Genomic DNA, 15,850 nt, shown 5'->3' on the forward strand with positions numbered 1-15,850 from the left:
GTCTGACTTTTCAGAATTTCCTTCTCAGATCGTAAGACACATGGATAAGAATACATCTTAAACGCAGCAACACTGCTTCCACGCCTTCCCCTTCCCAATATTCCAGCTTCAAGCAGCCTTCCGAAAGACACTTGCGCATGCCTTCAGACACCCCTTCTTCTCCTGCCACCCCTCTTGCTGGCGGGCCGTATGAAGGCAAGCCACACTCTGCTGAGTGGCTGCAATCCATCTCCAGAATCCTGCGTATGACCTTCAGCGGTGCTGTTATTGCCCTGGTGGTCTGGTTGATGGGCGATGTGTTGATGGTTGTGTTTGCATCCGTGCTTTGTGCTGTGGTGCTGCATGGGCTGTCTAAAATTCTGGTGCGCCATCTGCGGCTGCCATATGGGTGGGCTCTCAGTGCCGTTATCTGCGGGTTGATTGGCAGTGCTGTCTTTTTGGTCTGGAACAGCGGCCCAGCCATGATTAGCGAAGCTTTGCGCCTGCAAGATGCCTTGCGCCAGCAGGAAACCGCACTGCGTAGCACTTTGCAAAGCACGCCCACCGGCCAGATGATCCTGAACTACCTGCCTGCTTCCTTGGGGGGACATCAGGCTGGCGGTGGAGATACCAGCAGCCTTGCCTCTCTTGGCTCTCGCATTGCCGGATCCATGACAGGCATTCTGGGATCTGCTTTTGGGGCTATCGGCACATTGCTGGTTGTGCTGATAGCCGGGCTGTATTTTGCCATGTCCCCTGCAGTTTACGCCAACGGCTTTCTACGGTTGGTGCCTGTTTCCAAACGCCCCAAAGTGCGTGATCTTCTGCTTAGGGCTGGACAGACACTTTGGGCATGGGTGGCCGGGCAATCTTTGGACATGCTGGTCGTTGGCACGCTTTCTGGCCTTGGCCTGTGGTTTATTGGCGTGCCTTTGGCGTTGGCGCTGGGTGTGCTTGCTGGGTTGTGTAACTTTATTCCCTATATTGGCGCCATTATGGGAGCCGTTCCTGCGTTGCTGCTGGCACTTTCTCTTGGCACGCGGGAAACCATTATGGTGGCTGTACTTTATAGCGTGATCCAGTTTCTAGAAGGTAATGTGCTAGCCCCGGTTATTCAGCGCCACGCCGTACAAATGCCTCCTGCTCTTACAGTTTTGTCACAGACACTTTTTGGCGCCATCTTGGGTTTTCCGGGCCTGATTTTTGCCTCTCCGCTGACGGCTGTGTTGATGGCAACATTGGATGGCCTTACCCCCAAGCTGGATGAAAAAGACCAGATTTAAACGCGGACCGTGACATGAATGTATATTTATCGTAAGGTTTTGGTAATACGCTCTGGATAATGTAAGGTCTGGATCATGCGCGTTCTTCTTGTTGAAGACGATCAAACAGTTCGCAATTTTATAGCCAAAGGTCTTGCAGAAGCTGGACACTTGGTTGAACAGGCTGAAGATGGCAAAAGCGGGTTATCTCTTGCCGCCAGCGAAAAGTTTGATGTGATCATTCTAGATCGCATGCTGCCGGGGGGTGTTGAGGGCCTTCATATCCTACAAACATTGCGTAACCAAAATAATTTAACCCCTGTACTTCTTCTTTCCGCCTTAGCTGATGTGGATGAAAAAGTGGCCGGACTGAAAGCCGGAGGGGATGATTACGTTACAAAACCCTTCTCATTTTCCGAGCTTCAGGCACGTCTGGAAGCACTGGTGCGCCGTAACAGAAACGAGGCCCAACCGCAGACACGCCTTACTATTGGAGATTTGGAAATAGATCTGCTCTCGCGCAATGTGCGGCGTGCAGGCCAGAAGATTGAATTGCAACCGCGTGAATTCCGCCTATTGGAATTTTTGATGCGCCATGCCGGTCAGGTTGTTACGCGCACCATGCTGCTAGAAGGCGTGTGGGATTACCATTTTGACCCCCAGACAAACGTCATTGACGTGCATATTTCCCGCCTTCGCCAAAAAATAGACAGACCGTTTCATCATCCGCTGGTTCATACTATCCGTAATGCAGGATACATGCTGCAAGAATGAACATTTTTGCGGCCAGAGGATCAGATAAAAAACCTTTTTGCACAGTTTAAATTGGCAAGCTTATCTTTACCGTTTTGAGTGAGTAATCTGCGAAATGTTCCAACGCATTATTCATCTCATTCACAAAACTACGGCTGCCATCACTCATGGCAATCTCTCCCAGCGTATCCCACTCACCGGAAACGGAAATGAAGGGGATGAGGTTACCACCGCCATAAATACCATGCTGGATAGTATCAGCCAGCAGATGGATAACGTGCGACAAACTTCCAACGCCATTGCGCATGATCTGCGTGCCCCTATTGCCCGCGCACGTTCCCAACTGGAAGATGGAGCCTTACACGCACACACTGAGGCTGAACTCCGCACAGCCATTGAGCATGCTATTGAGCAGCTTGACCATGTGACCAGTATTTGTGACGCACTGTTACGTATTGCGCAGATAGAAGCTGGCAGCCGCCATTCGGCCTTTAGCCAGTTTGATCTGATACCTGCCCTACGGGATATTCTGGAACTTTACTCCGCTGTTGCAGAAGATTGTGGAATGACGATCAAGACCATTTTCCCCGAAAAACTTCCGTTTTATGGTGATCGCGCCATGTTCCAGCAGGCCATTGCCAATGTGTTGGACAACGCCATTAAATTTTCTCCGCCCAAAGGCGTCATTGCCTGCTCCGCCCAGCTTATTCTACCCTCACCTCATTCAGAAAATGATGGCATCGTAGAAATCGCCATAACTGACCACGGTGTAGGCATGACGCCACAAGACATGGCACATGCCACACAACGTTTCTTTCGGGCCGAGCAGACACACCATATTTCAGGCTCTGGTCTTGGGCTTTCTGTTGTGCAGGCGATTGTGCAACGTCATGGTGGCCAACTTCATCTAGCCAACAACAATCCGGGGTTAATCGTGCGTATTGAGGTACCCTTGCCTCGCACTAAAATCAGTAAGACTATGGAAATCAATCGCTAATCTAACGTTTTTGATACAATCATCCTTTTGCCGCAGATACATTGCCTTTCTGCCTTGAACTTGCCCTACTGATAGATTGTTATCGCAGCAGTAAGTATTCACCTGTGGTGGACAGCCTCAGAAAAAGCGCTGCTCTTTGCCAACAGGGAAACATCTAACCTCATTCATTTTTGCCCAACAACTCTGACATCAAAAGGAAACACCCGCTGATGCGTTTTTATTCTCGCTCCATGTTGTTCCTGCTTTCCGCAAGTTCCTGCGCATTCATGGCAATGCTCCCCCCAGCTCATGCGGAAGATACAAATACTTTTACCAAGCTTGAGCTTTCTGCTTCTGGCACAACAGATTCCGCCCCAGACCAGCTTACCGCCACATTCCGGGCAGAAGCACGTAACAAAAATGCAGCAACAGCCCAGCAGGCTGTAAATGCGCTGGTGCAAAAAATTACCGAACAAACCAGCAAAAATGATGCCGTGCAGTTAGCAATAACAGGGTACGATGTTTCTGAAACGCGCCCAGACAAAGAGCCCGCTTTTTGGACAGCGACCCAGAGATTGAGCCTGAAAGCCCAAAATGGTAACGCGCTCCTGCCCTTAGCCGGACAGTTTCAAGCAAATGGCCTTATTCTGGAAAGTCTGGATTGGTCTATTTCTGATGACAAGCGTGAAGATCTGCTGCTGGATGCTGAAAAGAACGCCATTGCCGAGCTAAAAAAGCAGGCAGACACGGTGGCTGCGTCTCTGGGCTTGCATGTCGTGCGCTTTTCAAATGTCACTATATCTGAAAACCCCATCATCCGCCCCATGCCTATGATGATGTCTATGGCGCGCAGTGCAGATGCCTCGGCAGCAGCACCATCCAGCACCGCACAAACCCAGCATGTTCACGCAAACGCGCGTGCAACTATCCTGCTTGGCCCATAAAACAAAAAACCCCCTGCTTCCTTAATAAGAAAGCAGGGGTTTTACTGGCAATCAGACTAAAAACACGGTTTAGCGCGGGGCCAGAACCATGATCATCTGGCGGTTTTCAAGGCGCGGCATCTGCTCCACCTTGGCAACCTCATCCATTTCGCCACGAATGCGTTCCAGAACCTTAATACCCAGTTCCTGATGCGCCATTTCACGACCACGGAAACGCAGCGTAACCTTTACCTTGTCACCTTCACCAATAAAGGTTTTCACAGCACGCATTTTAACCTGGTAGTCATTTTCGTCGATATTCGGACGAACCTTGACTTCCTTGATTTCAATGACCTTCTGCTTCTTTTTGGCTTCGTTGCGCTTTTTCTGCTGTTCGTATTTGAACTTGCCGTAATCAAGAATCTTCGCAACAGGCGGCTCGGCATTTGGGCTTATTTCTAGAAGATCCAACCCAACGCTATACGCTTTTGCCAAAGCATCACGCACAGTCATAATACCGGCCATTTCGCCATTTTCATCAATAAGGCGAACCTGCGGCACACGGATTTCTTCATTCACTCGCGGCCCTTCTCGGCTGGGCGGCGCGGGATACGGTGATCTGGCTATGGTCGGCTCCTGTAGTACATTTCAATAATTTGCAGAGGCACCTTTTGGGCGCTTCTACCTGTTGTTAGTATGTGCGCAATTATCTGCGCTTTATCAAGCAGGGCAAGCACAAAAACATCTTCATTGCTGCCCTGCTGTGACAAGAAAACTCTGCTTCACCCTTTTTTGCGTAAATCTGGCGGCGTTGCCTCATTTTTCAAGCGTGCAACCGCATCATTCAAGCTCAGAGTCTCCTGCGCCTGCGTGCCAAGGCGACGCATGGCAACGGTGTGCTCTTCTGCTTCACGTCGGCCAACTACCAGAATCACCGGAACACGCGCCACGCTGTGTTCGCGCACTTTGGCGTTGATCTTGTCATTCCGTACATCGGCTTCCACAGCCAGCCCGGCTTCACGCAAAGCGGCAGCCACTTCCTCTGCATAAGGTGCGGCGTCACTTACAATAGAGGCCACCACCACCTGCACTGGCGCCAACCAGAGCGGGAAACGCCCTGCGTGCTGTTCGATCAGAATACCAAGGAACCGTTCAAAAGATCCCAGAATGGCACGATGCAGCATAACGGGACGATGCCGCCCAGAGTCTTCGCCAATATAACTGGCATCGAGTCGTTCAGGCAGAACCAGATCAACCTGCAAGGTGCCGCACTGCCAATCACGCCCAATGGCATCACGCAGCACAAATTCCAGTTTGGGGCCATAGAATGCGCCCTCACCGGGGTTGTGTTCGTATTCCACACCCGCCACGGTGCAAGCTTCTTTCAGTGCGTTTTCAGCCTTGTCCCACACCTCATCGCTGCCAGCACGCTGTTCTGGGCGATCTGCAAACTTTACGCGCACATGCTCAAAGCCCAGATCCTGATACACATCGTGCAGCATTTTCACGAAACGCACTGTTTCATCTGCAATCTGATCTTCGGTGCAGAAAATATGCGCATCATCCTGCGTAAAGCCACGCACACGCATCAGGCCATGCAATGCACCAGAAGGCTCATACCGGTGGCATGCGCCAAATTCCGCCATACGCAGCGGCAGTTCACGATAAGAGCGCAGGCCATGACGGAAAATCTGTACGTGGCAAGGACAGTTCATAGGCTTGAGGGCGAGGGTTTTGTTTTCGTCCTCAACCGTCGCAATGAACATGTGATGGCGGTATTTGTCCCAGTGGCCAGAAGCCTCCCACAGTGCCCGGTCAACAAGCTGTGGTGTGCGCACTTCCTGATAACCATGGCGTGTCTGGGCACGGCGCATGTAATCCTGCAACGCCGTATAAAGCCGCCAGCCTTTGGCATGCCAGAACACCTGTCCCACGGCTTCTTCCTGAAAATGGAACAGGCCCATTTCCTTACCGATCCGGCGATGATCGCGCTTTTCTGCTTCTTCCAGTTGGTGCAGGTGCGCGTCCAGCTCCTTCTGATCACGCCATGCCGTGCCGTACACACGGGTTAGCATGGGGTTACGATGGTCCCCACGCCAATAGGCGCCAGCCACCTTCATCAACTTGAAAGCGTTACCAACATCCTTGGTGGTGCGCAGATGCGGGCCACGGCACAAATCCAGCCATTCACCCTGCCGATAGATAGAAATTTCTTCATCTTCCGGCAGATCGCGAATCAGCTCGGCTTTGAATTTTTCACCGCGATCTTCAAAAAACTGAATCGCATCATCGCGCTTCCAGACTTCGCGCACAAACGGTTCAGCCTTGGCGACAATTTCCCGCATTTTAGCTTCAATGGCCGCGAAATCTTCCGGGGAGAACGGTTCAGAACGATAGAAATCGTAATAGAAGCCGTTTTCAATAGACGGACCGATTGTAACCTGAGTGCCCGGGTACAGCGCCTGCACGGCTTCGGCCAGCACATGCGCAGCATCGTGCCGGATAAGCTCCAGAGATTCCGGATCTTTGCGGGTAATAAAGCGAAGGGCAGCATCTTTCTGGATGGTCTGGCGGATATCGCACAGCTTTCCATCCACTTCCATGGCCAGTGCGGCTTTAGCAAGACCGGGGCCGATAGCTTCCGCCACCGTCGTGCCTGTTACCGGCCCGTCAAAACTACGAACAGAACCGTCAGGCAAGGTAATGGCGGGCATGGTCAAAGGCTCCAGAAAAGAAAATCAGAAACTGATAGAAGATGCTTAATGACGCCACCAGAGCGCGGCTGCAACCCTTTGCACACAAAGCAATGCAAGATCATGCACACGAAGTACGCGCACCTGCCCTGCCTGCCACCCTAACGGAGCCGTAAGCGCGGGGTTACTATCAGCAGAAAACAGCACAACGCAGCGGCAGCCCATAACGGCAGCCAAATGCATTGGGCCTGTATCATTCCCCACAGCGCATTGCGCCCGCGCAGCCAGCCCTGCAAGTTCTGGCAGAGTGGTCTGGCCCATTAAATTTAGGGCTTGTGGGCAATAAGACAGAATATCCTTTGCCAAGGGCTGTTCAGTTTCATGCCCCACCAATACTGGGCACAAACCACGCCGGGCAATTTCTGCCGCCAGCTCACCATACCGTCTGGCAGGCCAGCGTTTGGCAGGCCGATGCACGGCTGCCCCCGGCACAATCAGCACATAGGGGGTATCAAGCTTTGGCCCTTTATCACGTAACCATGAAACATCTGGTTGTGACACATTTTCTATGCCAGCCATACGCAACTGATCACGCTGGCGGGCGCGCGTGTGCATCTCATCCCGCCATGGGTTTAAATGGGCAAGCCTGCCCTCTCCTACATGCCCGCACCATGAAGCGGGCCGTCCTGCCAGCACAAAATAACGCGCTGTACGGGCGGATGTCTGTAGATCATAAACCCTGTCATACCCGCGCAACATCTTACGCAGTGCGCATATTTGCGGCACATTTGCCCAATGTGGGCGCGTATCCGTAAGGACTTCATTAAACCAGGGTGAAAGCCGGGCCAGTTCAACAAACGGCGCTGTTGTAAGCAAAGTGATATGTGCAGCAGGATATGCCTGCCGGATAGCCTGAAATGGGCCAAAACTTTGCACGAAATCTCCCAACGCACCCAAACGGATAACAAGAATACGTTGCGGTGGAGCCCCTTGGGGTTTTTCAGAATGTATTAAATGGCTCATGGTGTATCCGGATCTGCGGCCATAACAGCAAGATCCTGCCGAGCCAGATCTGCTTCATGACTATCTGGTGCCAGATCAAGCACGCGCTGCCAGTCTGCCTGTGCGCCGGTGGCATCCCCTTTGCGTTCACGCACAATGCCGCGTTCCAGCAAAGCTGCCGGGTTTTCCGGCTCTATTTCCAAAGCATGTGCTACGTGCATGGCCGCAGCATCAAGCTGCCCTACGCGACGTTCCGCCGATGCTAGCAAAACATACCCCTCGGCTCCAATATCTGGCTTTTTAGCCACCAGCACAGAGAGTTCTTTCACCACCACATCAGCCTGATCCTGCGCCAGCAAAGCGCGAGCACGTAACAGGTGCAGGCGGGTGTCATCCTCAAACGCCAGCCCGTAATCTACGCTGCGCAAAGCTTTTTCTGGTTGCCCGGCAGAAAGCCAGGCATCGGCTGCATCTTTCTCCAGCCCGGCCCGAAAGCTGGAAGGCGCGCGCTCTGCGTGCTCTATAGGCTGGTGGGCAAGTTCATCCAGTTCCGCTGCTGCACTTTCTTCATCCCCGGCTTCCAGCAATGCCAAAGCATGACAATGCTTGGCTTCCTGCCCTCCGTTACCGTGGCGCTCCCAGTCCAGTGCGTAATCTCTTGCGCCAAATGGATCATCCCCCACCATGGCCATACAAGCTTCTACAGACCATTTCTGCCCGCTTACTGGCCCGGATGTATCCGCAGCATGGCCGCGTGCTGTAGCCGCCGTGACTGGGGCGGAAACAAGCAACGCTGTACCTGCAACCACGCAGGGAAGATGCCGCCGTGTAGGCACAAAAGAAAACTTCATCCTGCCTCCATAACAAACAGGTTCATTCACGCACAGGCCGGGAACCTGAAAAGGAAGAACAGTTCTGCCCTACTGATCTTATGGCACAAAATGTGCAAATTATGATAACACCCTGTTCATGAGCAGTTTTCTGGCCTCTGCCTCCATCCTGCAAATCCTGCCCGCTCTGGAGCAGGGCGGAGTGGAAAGAGGCACCATAGAAATGGCGCAGGCCATTACGCAAGCTGGGGGCAAGGCGCTTGTCATCAGCGCTGGTGGGCGTATGGAACCTCTGCTGCGGCATAGTGGCGCAGAGCACATTACCCTTCCCGATTGTGGCAGCCGAAACCCCTTGAAGATTGCCAAAAACAGTCATTTCCTCAGCAACATTATTCGCCAGCACAATGTGCAACTTGTTCATGCCCGATCCCGCGCACCTGCATGGGTGGCCAAAATGGCCTGCAAGCGCACACAAACACCCTTTGTAACAACATGGCATGGCGTGCACGCCAACACCTTTCCCGGCAAGCGGCACTACAACGCTGTTTTAGCATCTGGGGACCGCGTTATTGCCATTAGCAACCACATCGCCCAGCGCCTTGCGGAAGAATATCATGTCGGGCCAGATCGGCTACGTACTATCCCGCGCGGGGCAGATACCGATCAGTTTTCGCCACAAATGGTATCCGGCCAGCGTGTGCACCGTCTGGTAGAAGCATGGGCGCTTCCGGCTGATGCCCCGGTTATTCTTATGCCCGGCAGACTAACAGCATGGAAAGGCCAAAGCCTTGTGCTGGATGCGTTGGCCCAGCTTCTAGACCTTTTACCAGATATAAACTGGCATTGCGTGTTTGCTGGCGGGTGCTCGCCCGAAGATAAATATGCGCAGGAACTCAGCACAAAAGCGGCGCAATTAGGCCTGACTGACCGCGTGCGCTTTGCAGGCCATTGCGATGATATGCCCGCCGCCATGATGCTTGCCAACATGGTGGTTGTGCCCTCCCTCCGCCCAGAACCTTTTGGCCGTGTGGTGGTGGAGGCACAGGCCATGTGTTGCCCGGTTATTGTGGCGCATCATGGTGCAGCAGTAGAAACCGTTGCCCATGGCCAGACGGGCTTTAGCTTTACCCCAGAAAACGCCAACGAACTGGCACAGACCATTTATGACGTGCTGGTTGCGCCACCAGAAATTCTGGAAGCTATCGGATATGCCGCACGCCAGATGGTACTGAGCCATTACAGCACCTTTGCCATGCAACATGCCACACTGGCTGTGTATGATGAACTGCTTGATACCACTCTGGCAGAACACTTTGCTGGCATTAAAAATGATCCTGCCCTCTTTCAGGAACCAACATTTGCAGGATAAGGAAGAAAGACTTTAATTTTCCTGACCTGGAAGGAAGCAGGACACAGACATGACTGCTACTTCTCTTACAACTCCGCCCTCCATTTTTATGCGACCTCCGCAACATCTGGCTTTTATGGCGGCCCCTACAGAAACCGCCCGTGATGAGCTTGATCGGCTGGTGACCCGTTATGGCAACTGCCACCCCGGTGAGGCAGACGTAGTGATCTGTTTGGGCGGTGATGGTTTTATGCTGGAAACCCTACGCGTTATTCTGGAAGCCGGGCTGACAACCCCAGTTTATGGCATGAACTGTGGTTCCGTGGGTTTTTTGATGAACCCTACGGATGAAGAAGACCTTCCTTACAGATTGGCGCATGCACAGGCTGCAATCATTCACCCTTTACGCATGAAAGCCGTAACGGCACATGGCGAAGCACATGAAGCATTGGCGCTGAATGACGTGTATCTGTTCCGCCAGACACGACAGGCAGCCAAATTACGCATTGATGTGGATAGGCTGGTGCGCATTCCCGAGTTGATTTGTGATGGCGCTTTATTGGCCACCCCAGCCGGTTCCACCGCTTATAACCTTTCTGCCCACGGGCCTATTGTGCCACTTTCTGGCAACCTGCTTCCACTTACCCCTATCTGCCCCTTTCGCCCACGCCGCTGGCGCGGAGCACTTCTGCCCTCATCGGCCCATGTCGGTTTTAGTGTTCTGGAACACGACAAACGCCCGGTTGCAGCCGTTGCCGATTCGATAGAAATTCGGGATGTTGTTTCTGTGCAGGCGTGGGAAGACCGCGAATTGGCCGTAACCTTGTTGTTTGACCCTGGGCAAACCCTTTCTGAACGTATTGCGGCGGAACAGTTTTCTGCATGATGCCGCAGTGTGGCCGCTTTCAGGCGCCAAAAGCAGCTTCCCTCTGGTCTTCTTCCTCTTTTTCTGGATTAGTCTTCCATTTAATGCAGAACATGTTTCCTTTCTCTCGCCGCCTTGCCCTTTTGTGTGCCGCAAGCTTGCTTGCCACCAGCGCGGTCTCACATGCTCAGATTGTTACCAACAGTCAGGCTCTGGACAGTTTGGGCGGGGCAGCACCCATAACCGCGCCCACAACACCTGCGGCACCTGTGCATGAAGCAGCACCTCGCCGGGCGACAACGCCTGCGCATACTGAAACGCGCCGCCGCGTAGTGGAAAAGCCGCAAGCTTCCACAGCACAGAAAAAAGAAACATCCAGCGTAAAAAACACGCAGCCAGCCGCAGCAGCGCCTAAAAGTGCACCTGCCCCCAAGCCGGTTACCAAGCCCCCGGTTGAAGCCAAAGCACCCGCACCCGCACCCGCACCCGCACCCGCACCCGCACCCGTGGCTAAAGCCGCACCTGCCCCGGCGCAAGACACCAAAAGCGTAACACCTGCGGCCCAGCCGCATAAACCGCCACCGCCGGCAACAATACCAAATGCCCCACCTCCGCTGCCGCAGCTTACCCCTGCCCCATCAGACGTGGAAACCCATCCCTTTCCGGTGCCTCCGCAGCCAACTGTGGATTTAAAAGCTCCAGGCACCGTGACACCTATTGAAGGCGGTGTGCGCATTACCTTTGCACCAGATGCGGCAACACTTAACCCAGAAACACATCAGGCCATTCTGGCATTTGGGCAGCGTTTGTCTGACAAACCGCATGAACGCGCCCTGATAGATGCCTACAGTTCCGGCGCTGTGGATGATCCATCATTGCCGCGGCGTATGGCATTGGCCCGCGGGCTGGCGGCGCGCAGCGTGCTCATGAATGGTGGCACACCCTCTACCCGCATTTACGTGCGCGTTATTGGCCTGCCCAAACAATCCGCCCCTAACACACCGCAGGATTATATTGATATTTACCAATCTGACGTTGAACCCTAAAAACGAGCATCTTTTCAGTTTTCAGGCACCTTAAAGGGGTGCGACCATACCAGCAGCATATTGCTGCCTATGCGTATTTCTTTTTGTGCAGGCCCAAACTGTGTTTGAGCCTGTGTGGCCTGATCCGCACTTTCACATACAATAAAATTGCCACCCGTTTCATACCATTGTCGCTTGCTGAGGGTATGAAACGCTTTGATGCCTGATGGCGTGAACTCAATAGGCGCAAGCCGTGCCTGAAATGGCAGACTATTGCGGGCAGCGCTCCAGTATGGCGCAAAACCCTGCTTTAGGCCCATTTGTTCCAGAGCATGGTTTACGGGAAAGTTCTGATTTGCTGCTGCATACCCTAAAACGGGACGCGGCAGAATTGTTACCGCATACAAAATACAGCAGCCACCAAACAGAAAGCCATAACCACGCGGCACCTGCACATGCCGAACAACTAGCAAAACAGACAACAGGCATGGAAAAACCAGATAACGGAATGACTGCTCATCCATTGTCAGTTCGCCAAAAATAAAGGCTGCCAACATGATAAGAATAGCGAGGGTGGCTGAAAGATCAAACAGCGTCCATTGCCGGTTTTTACGCAGCACATGAAAGCAGCACCATACCGTGCCACCTGCACACATCAGATGAAACAGCTCACGCCCAGAACCTGAAAGCGTTATCGGCTTTCCAAAAAAATCAGCACCAAAATACTGTAAGAAGCCGGAAAACAGAACGCTTAGATTATACGAAGCCCGACTTTGTGAACCAAAAGATGAACTCCACAACCCCGGCACATGGAACGCTCCATTATGGGCAAGCACTGTTTTAATAACGTGCTCCAGCAGCAAGGCCCCCACCATGCTGCTGGCAATTCCGCAATATCTTGGACCGCGCTGTTCAAGACTGCATCCGATAGCCGCCAGAATAATCGGCAAAGCCAGAGTATACTTAACCAGATCATCACTGCTCAGTAGTAGAGCGACAAACAGGACAGTGCCGCTCCAGCGCGTACAGATTGCGAATAAGCTTTTAGATTGTAACCATTGCGGTTTGCGTAACCACACCAACCAAAACAGTAACATGCCAACATATGCGCCGACATGATAACAAGGCGACAACACCAGATGGATGGCAAAAGCGCTGGGTGCCCCTAACAAAACCAGAAGCGGCCAGCCCGCAATACCCGTTGCCGAACATACGATACGAAACGCCAGCAACATAGCAACAGCCCACAACATGGCTGGCACAATGTAATAAAAAGACACATGCCAACCAAATAGGCCGAACACCACAACATAAGGCAGTATTTCAGTAAAATAGAAGGACTGGGTAGAAAGATCCCACCCTTTCAGTAAAACATTACCGTGCAGAATATCTTGCGCGGCCAGCAAGGTCGAAACACTGTCTGAATTAAAAGGCTGTGTCATACCCAAAGCGGTATAAAGCAACGTTAAAACCACAAACGCCACCCAATAGCCTACTACGTTTTGGTATGTTTTGCGTTCAACCACAGTGGTTTTCCCTCGCAATGTCTCATGAAAAAACCGGCCTTTCAGCCGGTTTATTTTTAGCTCTCTAAAAGAGACTGTTCTATTTTTTCTCGGGCTTCTGTTGCGAGTTGGTCCACCCGTTCATTTTCTGGCACGCCGGAATGTCCCTTGACCCAATGCCATGAAACCTCGTGCCGCTTGGAGACATCCAGCAGCCTGCGCCATAAATCCATATTGGCAACCGGATCACCCGATGCATTGCGCCAATTGCGCCTTACCCACCCTGTATGCCACCGGGTAATGCCATTGCGCACATATTCACTATCTGTGTGTAAATTCACCACACAAGGGCGCGTAAGAGCTTCCAGCGCTTCTGCTGCGGCTGTTAGTTCCATACGGTTGTTGGTGGTTTCACGCTCACCGCCAGAGAGTTCTCGTTCCACGCCTTTGCAGCGTAGCAGAACACCCCAGCCACCTGGGCCAGGGTTTGGGCGGCATCCACCATCCGTCCAGATTTCAACCTCCAGAGCAGGTTGTTCTGTTGCACTGGTATTTTCAGAATCCGTAGGCATCAGCACTTTCCGTTTCCAGATGGAAGCGCAGGCGCTTCAGATAATCCATAGGATTTTTAGGCGTTACCAAGGCATCTGCTGGCGTGTTGATCCAATCATACAACCGGGTCAGCAAAAAGCGCATGGCCGCACCTCTGGCCAGAACAGGCATAAGTTTGCGTTCTGCTGGCTCCAACGGGCGTATTTCCTCATACCCTTGCATCATATGCCGGGCAAAGGTGATGTTAAACGCCCCATCGGCCTGAAAGCACCATGCGTTCAAACAAATGGCGATATCGTAAGCCAGAAAATCCGTGCAGGCGAAATAGAAATCAATCACGCCTGAAACTGCATGATCCAGAAAGAAAACGTTATCTGGAAACATGTCTGCATGAATCTGCCCACGCGGTAGTAGCGAGTTATTCCCCCGCCCCGGCCAAAACGGCAAAATATGCTCCAGTGCATTTTGCAGTTCATCCCGCAAACCTGCACACACGTTATCTGCACCTGCGCCGCAGCTTTCTAGCAGCGCAAACCATGCATCTGGCCCCAAACCATTCTGACGTTCCGGCTTATAGGAACGCCCCGCCACATGCAGTTGTGCCAAAGCTCGCCCCAATGGGCGACAATGCTCCAGCCTGACAACACGCGGCCAAACGCCGGGCAAGAATGTGGTAATGGCAGCGGGCCTGCCTGCCAGTGTTTTAAGCACGTGGCCCTGCGAATCTGCCACAGGCTGGGGGCATGTTACCCCCTCACGCGCCAGATGCTGCATAAGCCCTAAAAACCAAGGCAGATCCTGCGCATTCACCCGTTTTTCGTATAGAGTAAGAATGTAATCTCCATCTGTTGTACGCAGTTGGAAATTACTGTTCTCTACCCCTTCGGCAATACCGCGAAACGCAACCAGAGACCCTATGGCGTAATCCTGTAAAAACGCTTCTAGGGCCTCGTTCCCAACGTCCGTATAAACGGCCATGCAGCACCTTTAGCCTAGCGGTGCGGGAAGGCGGAACGTTACGTTTTCTTCCTTCACAATCCGCTCTTCAATGCACAGCGTATAACGCTTGGCCATTTCTGCCAGCATCTCCTGCACCAGTGCTTCCGGCGCAGAAGCACCAGCCGTAATACCCAACGTGTTTACGCCTTCCAGCACGGACCAATCCAGAGAATCCAGACGGGGCACCAAAAGCGCACGCGGTGTGCCAGAGCGTTCCGCCACTTCACGCAGACGCTGGGAATTGGAAGAATTGGGAGAGCCGATAACAATCACCAGATCGCATTCCGGCGCGATGGTTTTAACGGCTTCCTGACGGTTGGTGGTAGCGTAGCAGATATCTTCGCGCTTTGGCCCTTCAATCAGCGGGAACCGCGCACGCAGAATATCCACAATTTCTGCCGTATCATCCACGGAAAGCGTTGTCTGAGTGATAAAGGCCAGACGTGTTGGATCTTCCGGCTCTACCGTGCGGGCTTCTTCTGCATCGTTAATCAGCGTCATGGCGCCGGGTGGCAGTTGGCCCATTGTGCCCACCACTTCTGGGTGGCCTGCATGGCCAATCATCAGGATATGGCGGCTTTCTGGCCCACCACCAGCAAAATGACGCTCAGCTTCACGATGCACCTTGGAAACCAGCGGACATGTGGCATCTAGATACAAAAGGTTACGGCGTTCGGCCTCAACAGGCACGGTTTTTGGCACGCCATGAGCAGAGAAAACAACGTGGCCATCTACGGGAACTTCATCCAGTTCCTCAACAAAAATGGCGCCTTGTGCTTCCAGCTCTTCCACCACTGTCCGGTTATGGACAATTTCATGGCGGACATAAACAGGCGCACCGTAGCGACGGATGGCTTCTTCCACCACACGGATGGCACGGTCCACCCCTGCGCAGAAACCACGTGGGCCTGCCAGCAGAACCTTAAGAGATCTGCCGTGCTGAGCATCTGCGCTCTGGGGCGGGGTAAGGGTATCAGTTTGATCGGGCATGGTGTTCCCCAAAGTTGCAGCGGACTGTATAGAAGAAAACTGGCTATGAAGAAGCATATTGAAAACAGGCTATGCCCGAAACCCATAAAGGTGACGGAAGTTGTGGCCTACGCAAAGGACGCATGGGATGCAACCCGTTTTACGGCAT

Annotated in this window: 15 protein-coding genes; 7 read left to right on the forward strand and 8 right to left on the reverse strand. The window is 52.9% G+C overall.

Features of this window, described 5'->3' with window-relative positions:
• Positions 1-137 precede the first annotated feature (137 nt).
• The 4 genes from WG31_RS10225 to WG31_RS10240 all read left to right on the forward strand — a co-directional run bounded on the left by WG31_RS10225 (position 138) and on the right by WG31_RS10240 (position 3,914).
• Positions 138-1,262: an AI-2E family transporter gene (locus tag WG31_RS10225; protein WP_006117485.1), complete on the forward strand. Its 1,125-nt coding sequence runs from the start codon at positions 138-140 to the stop codon at positions 1,260-1,262.
• Between the two features lie 75 nt (positions 1,263-1,337).
• Positions 1,338-2,015, forward strand: coding sequence for a response regulator transcription factor (locus WG31_RS10230; RefSeq protein ID WP_006117486.1), 678 nt, complete (start codon positions 1,338-1,340; stop codon positions 2,013-2,015).
• 94 nt (positions 2,016-2,109) lie between these two features.
• Complete coding sequence (locus WG31_RS10235; RefSeq protein WP_063354454.1) at positions 2,110-2,991, forward strand: HAMP domain-containing sensor histidine kinase; 882 nt, start codon at positions 2,110-2,112, stop codon at positions 2,989-2,991.
• A gap of 209 nt (positions 2,992-3,200) precedes the next feature.
• Positions 3,201-3,914, forward strand: coding sequence for an SIMPL domain-containing protein (locus WG31_RS10240; RefSeq protein WP_035351887.1), 714 nt, complete (start codon positions 3,201-3,203; stop codon positions 3,912-3,914).
• A gap of 69 nt (positions 3,915-3,983) precedes the next feature.
• Here WG31_RS10240 and infC read toward each other — a convergent pair whose 3' ends face one another.
• From infC to WG31_RS10260, 4 genes are all read right to left on the reverse strand, one after another.
• Positions 3,984-4,520 (reverse strand): translation initiation factor IF-3, encoded by a 537-nt coding sequence (gene infC, locus WG31_RS10245; protein ID WP_035351884.1) that lies wholly within the window; start codon positions 4,518-4,520, stop codon positions 3,984-3,986.
• A 155-nt stretch (positions 4,521-4,675) separates the two neighbouring features.
• Positions 4,676-6,607, reverse strand: coding sequence for a threonine--tRNA ligase (gene thrS / locus WG31_RS10250; protein WP_063354455.1), 1,932 nt, complete (start codon positions 6,605-6,607; stop codon positions 4,676-4,678).
• A gap of 45 nt (positions 6,608-6,652) precedes the next feature.
• On the reverse strand, positions 6,653-7,609 hold the full coding sequence (locus WG31_RS10255; protein WP_063354456.1) for a glycosyltransferase family 9 protein: 957 nt from the start codon (positions 7,607-7,609) through the stop codon (positions 6,653-6,655).
• Positions 7,606-8,469, reverse strand: coding sequence for a tetratricopeptide repeat protein (locus tag WG31_RS10260; protein ID WP_063354457.1), 864 nt, complete (start codon positions 8,467-8,469; stop codon positions 7,606-7,608). Before WG31_RS10260 ends, WG31_RS10255 begins: the two co-directional genes overlap by 4 nt.
• An 88-nt stretch (positions 8,470-8,557) precedes the next feature.
• On the opposite strand from WG31_RS10260, the gene WG31_RS10265 reads away from it, so the two are divergent.
• From WG31_RS10265 to WG31_RS10275, 3 genes are read left to right on the forward strand one after another with little or no spacing between them, the layout of a single operon-like run.
• On the forward strand, positions 8,558-9,787 hold the full coding sequence (locus WG31_RS10265) for a glycosyltransferase family 4 protein (protein WP_063354458.1): 1,230 nt from the start codon (positions 8,558-8,560) through the stop codon (positions 9,785-9,787).
• 49 nt (positions 9,788-9,836) lie between these two features.
• Positions 9,837-10,652, forward strand: coding sequence for an NAD kinase (locus WG31_RS10270; protein ID WP_006117493.1), 816 nt, complete (start codon positions 9,837-9,839; stop codon positions 10,650-10,652).
• Positions 10,649-11,677, forward strand: coding sequence for an OmpA family protein (locus WG31_RS10275; protein WP_063354459.1), 1,029 nt, complete (start codon positions 10,649-10,651; stop codon positions 11,675-11,677). Before WG31_RS10270 ends, WG31_RS10275 begins: the two co-directional genes overlap by 4 nt.
• 14 nt (positions 11,678-11,691) lie before the next feature.
• On the opposite strand, the gene WG31_RS10280 is transcribed toward WG31_RS10275, so the two are convergent.
• From WG31_RS10280 to ispH, 4 genes are read right to left on the reverse strand one after another with little or no spacing between them, the layout of a single operon-like run.
• Positions 11,692-13,182, reverse strand: a complete 1,491-nt coding sequence (locus WG31_RS10280) for a hypothetical protein (protein ID WP_245191502.1) — start codon at positions 13,180-13,182, stop codon at positions 11,692-11,694.
• Positions 13,183-13,238: 56 nt separating this feature from the next.
• Complete coding sequence (rnhA, locus tag WG31_RS10285; RefSeq protein ID WP_035351875.1) at positions 13,239-13,733, reverse strand: ribonuclease HI; 495 nt, start codon at positions 13,731-13,733, stop codon at positions 13,239-13,241.
• On the reverse strand, positions 13,717-14,691 hold the full coding sequence (locus tag WG31_RS10290; RefSeq protein WP_063354460.1) for a homoserine kinase: 975 nt from the start codon (positions 14,689-14,691) through the stop codon (positions 13,717-13,719). The genes rnhA and WG31_RS10290 overlap by 17 nt, the downstream gene beginning before the upstream one ends.
• Positions 14,692-14,700: 9 nt before the next feature.
• Positions 14,701-15,702, reverse strand: a complete 1,002-nt coding sequence (ispH, locus tag WG31_RS10295) for a 4-hydroxy-3-methylbut-2-enyl diphosphate reductase (protein WP_026019375.1) — start codon at positions 15,700-15,702, stop codon at positions 14,701-14,703.
• Between the last annotated feature and the right edge of the window lie 148 nt (positions 15,703-15,850).

The sequence above is a fragment of the Acetobacter oryzifermentans genome, from assembly GCF_001628715.1.
Classification (GTDB): domain Bacteria; phylum Pseudomonadota; class Alphaproteobacteria; order Acetobacterales; family Acetobacteraceae; genus Acetobacter; species Acetobacter oryzifermentans.

Coding starts and splice junctions, on each gene's coding strand:
- WG31_RS10225 (WP_006117485.1), top strand. CDS start 138: ATGCCTTCAGACACCCCTTCTTCTCCTGCCACCCCTCTTGCTGGCGGG.
- WG31_RS10230 (WP_006117486.1), top strand. CDS start 1,338: ATGCGCGTTCTTCTTGTTGAAGACGATCAAACAGTTCGCAATTTTATA.
- WG31_RS10235 (WP_063354454.1), top strand. CDS start 2,110: ATGTTCCAACGCATTATTCATCTCATTCACAAAACTACGGCTGCCATC.
- WG31_RS10240 (WP_035351887.1), top strand. CDS start 3,201: ATGCGTTTTTATTCTCGCTCCATGTTGTTCCTGCTTTCCGCAAGTTCC.
- thrS (WP_063354455.1), bottom strand. CDS start 6,607: ATGCCCGCCATTACCTTGCCTGACGGTTCTGTTCGTAGTTTTGACGGG.
- WG31_RS10255 (WP_063354456.1), bottom strand. CDS start 7,609: ATGAGCCATTTAATACATTCTGAAAAACCCCAAGGGGCTCCACCGCAA.
- WG31_RS10265 (WP_063354458.1), top strand. CDS start 8,558: ATGAGCAGTTTTCTGGCCTCTGCCTCCATCCTGCAAATCCTGCCCGCT.
- WG31_RS10270 (WP_006117493.1), top strand. CDS start 9,837: ATGACTGCTACTTCTCTTACAACTCCGCCCTCCATTTTTATGCGACCT.
- WG31_RS10275 (WP_063354459.1), top strand. CDS start 10,649: ATGATGCCGCAGTGTGGCCGCTTTCAGGCGCCAAAAGCAGCTTCCCTC.
- rnhA (WP_035351875.1), bottom strand. CDS start 13,733: ATGCCTACGGATTCTGAAAATACCAGTGCAACAGAACAACCTGCTCTG.
- WG31_RS10290 (WP_063354460.1), bottom strand. CDS start 14,691: ATGGCCGTTTATACGGACGTTGGGAACGAGGCCCTAGAAGCGTTTTTA.
- ispH (WP_026019375.1), bottom strand. CDS start 15,702: ATGCCCGATCAAACTGATACCCTTACCCCGCCCCAGAGCGCAGATGCT.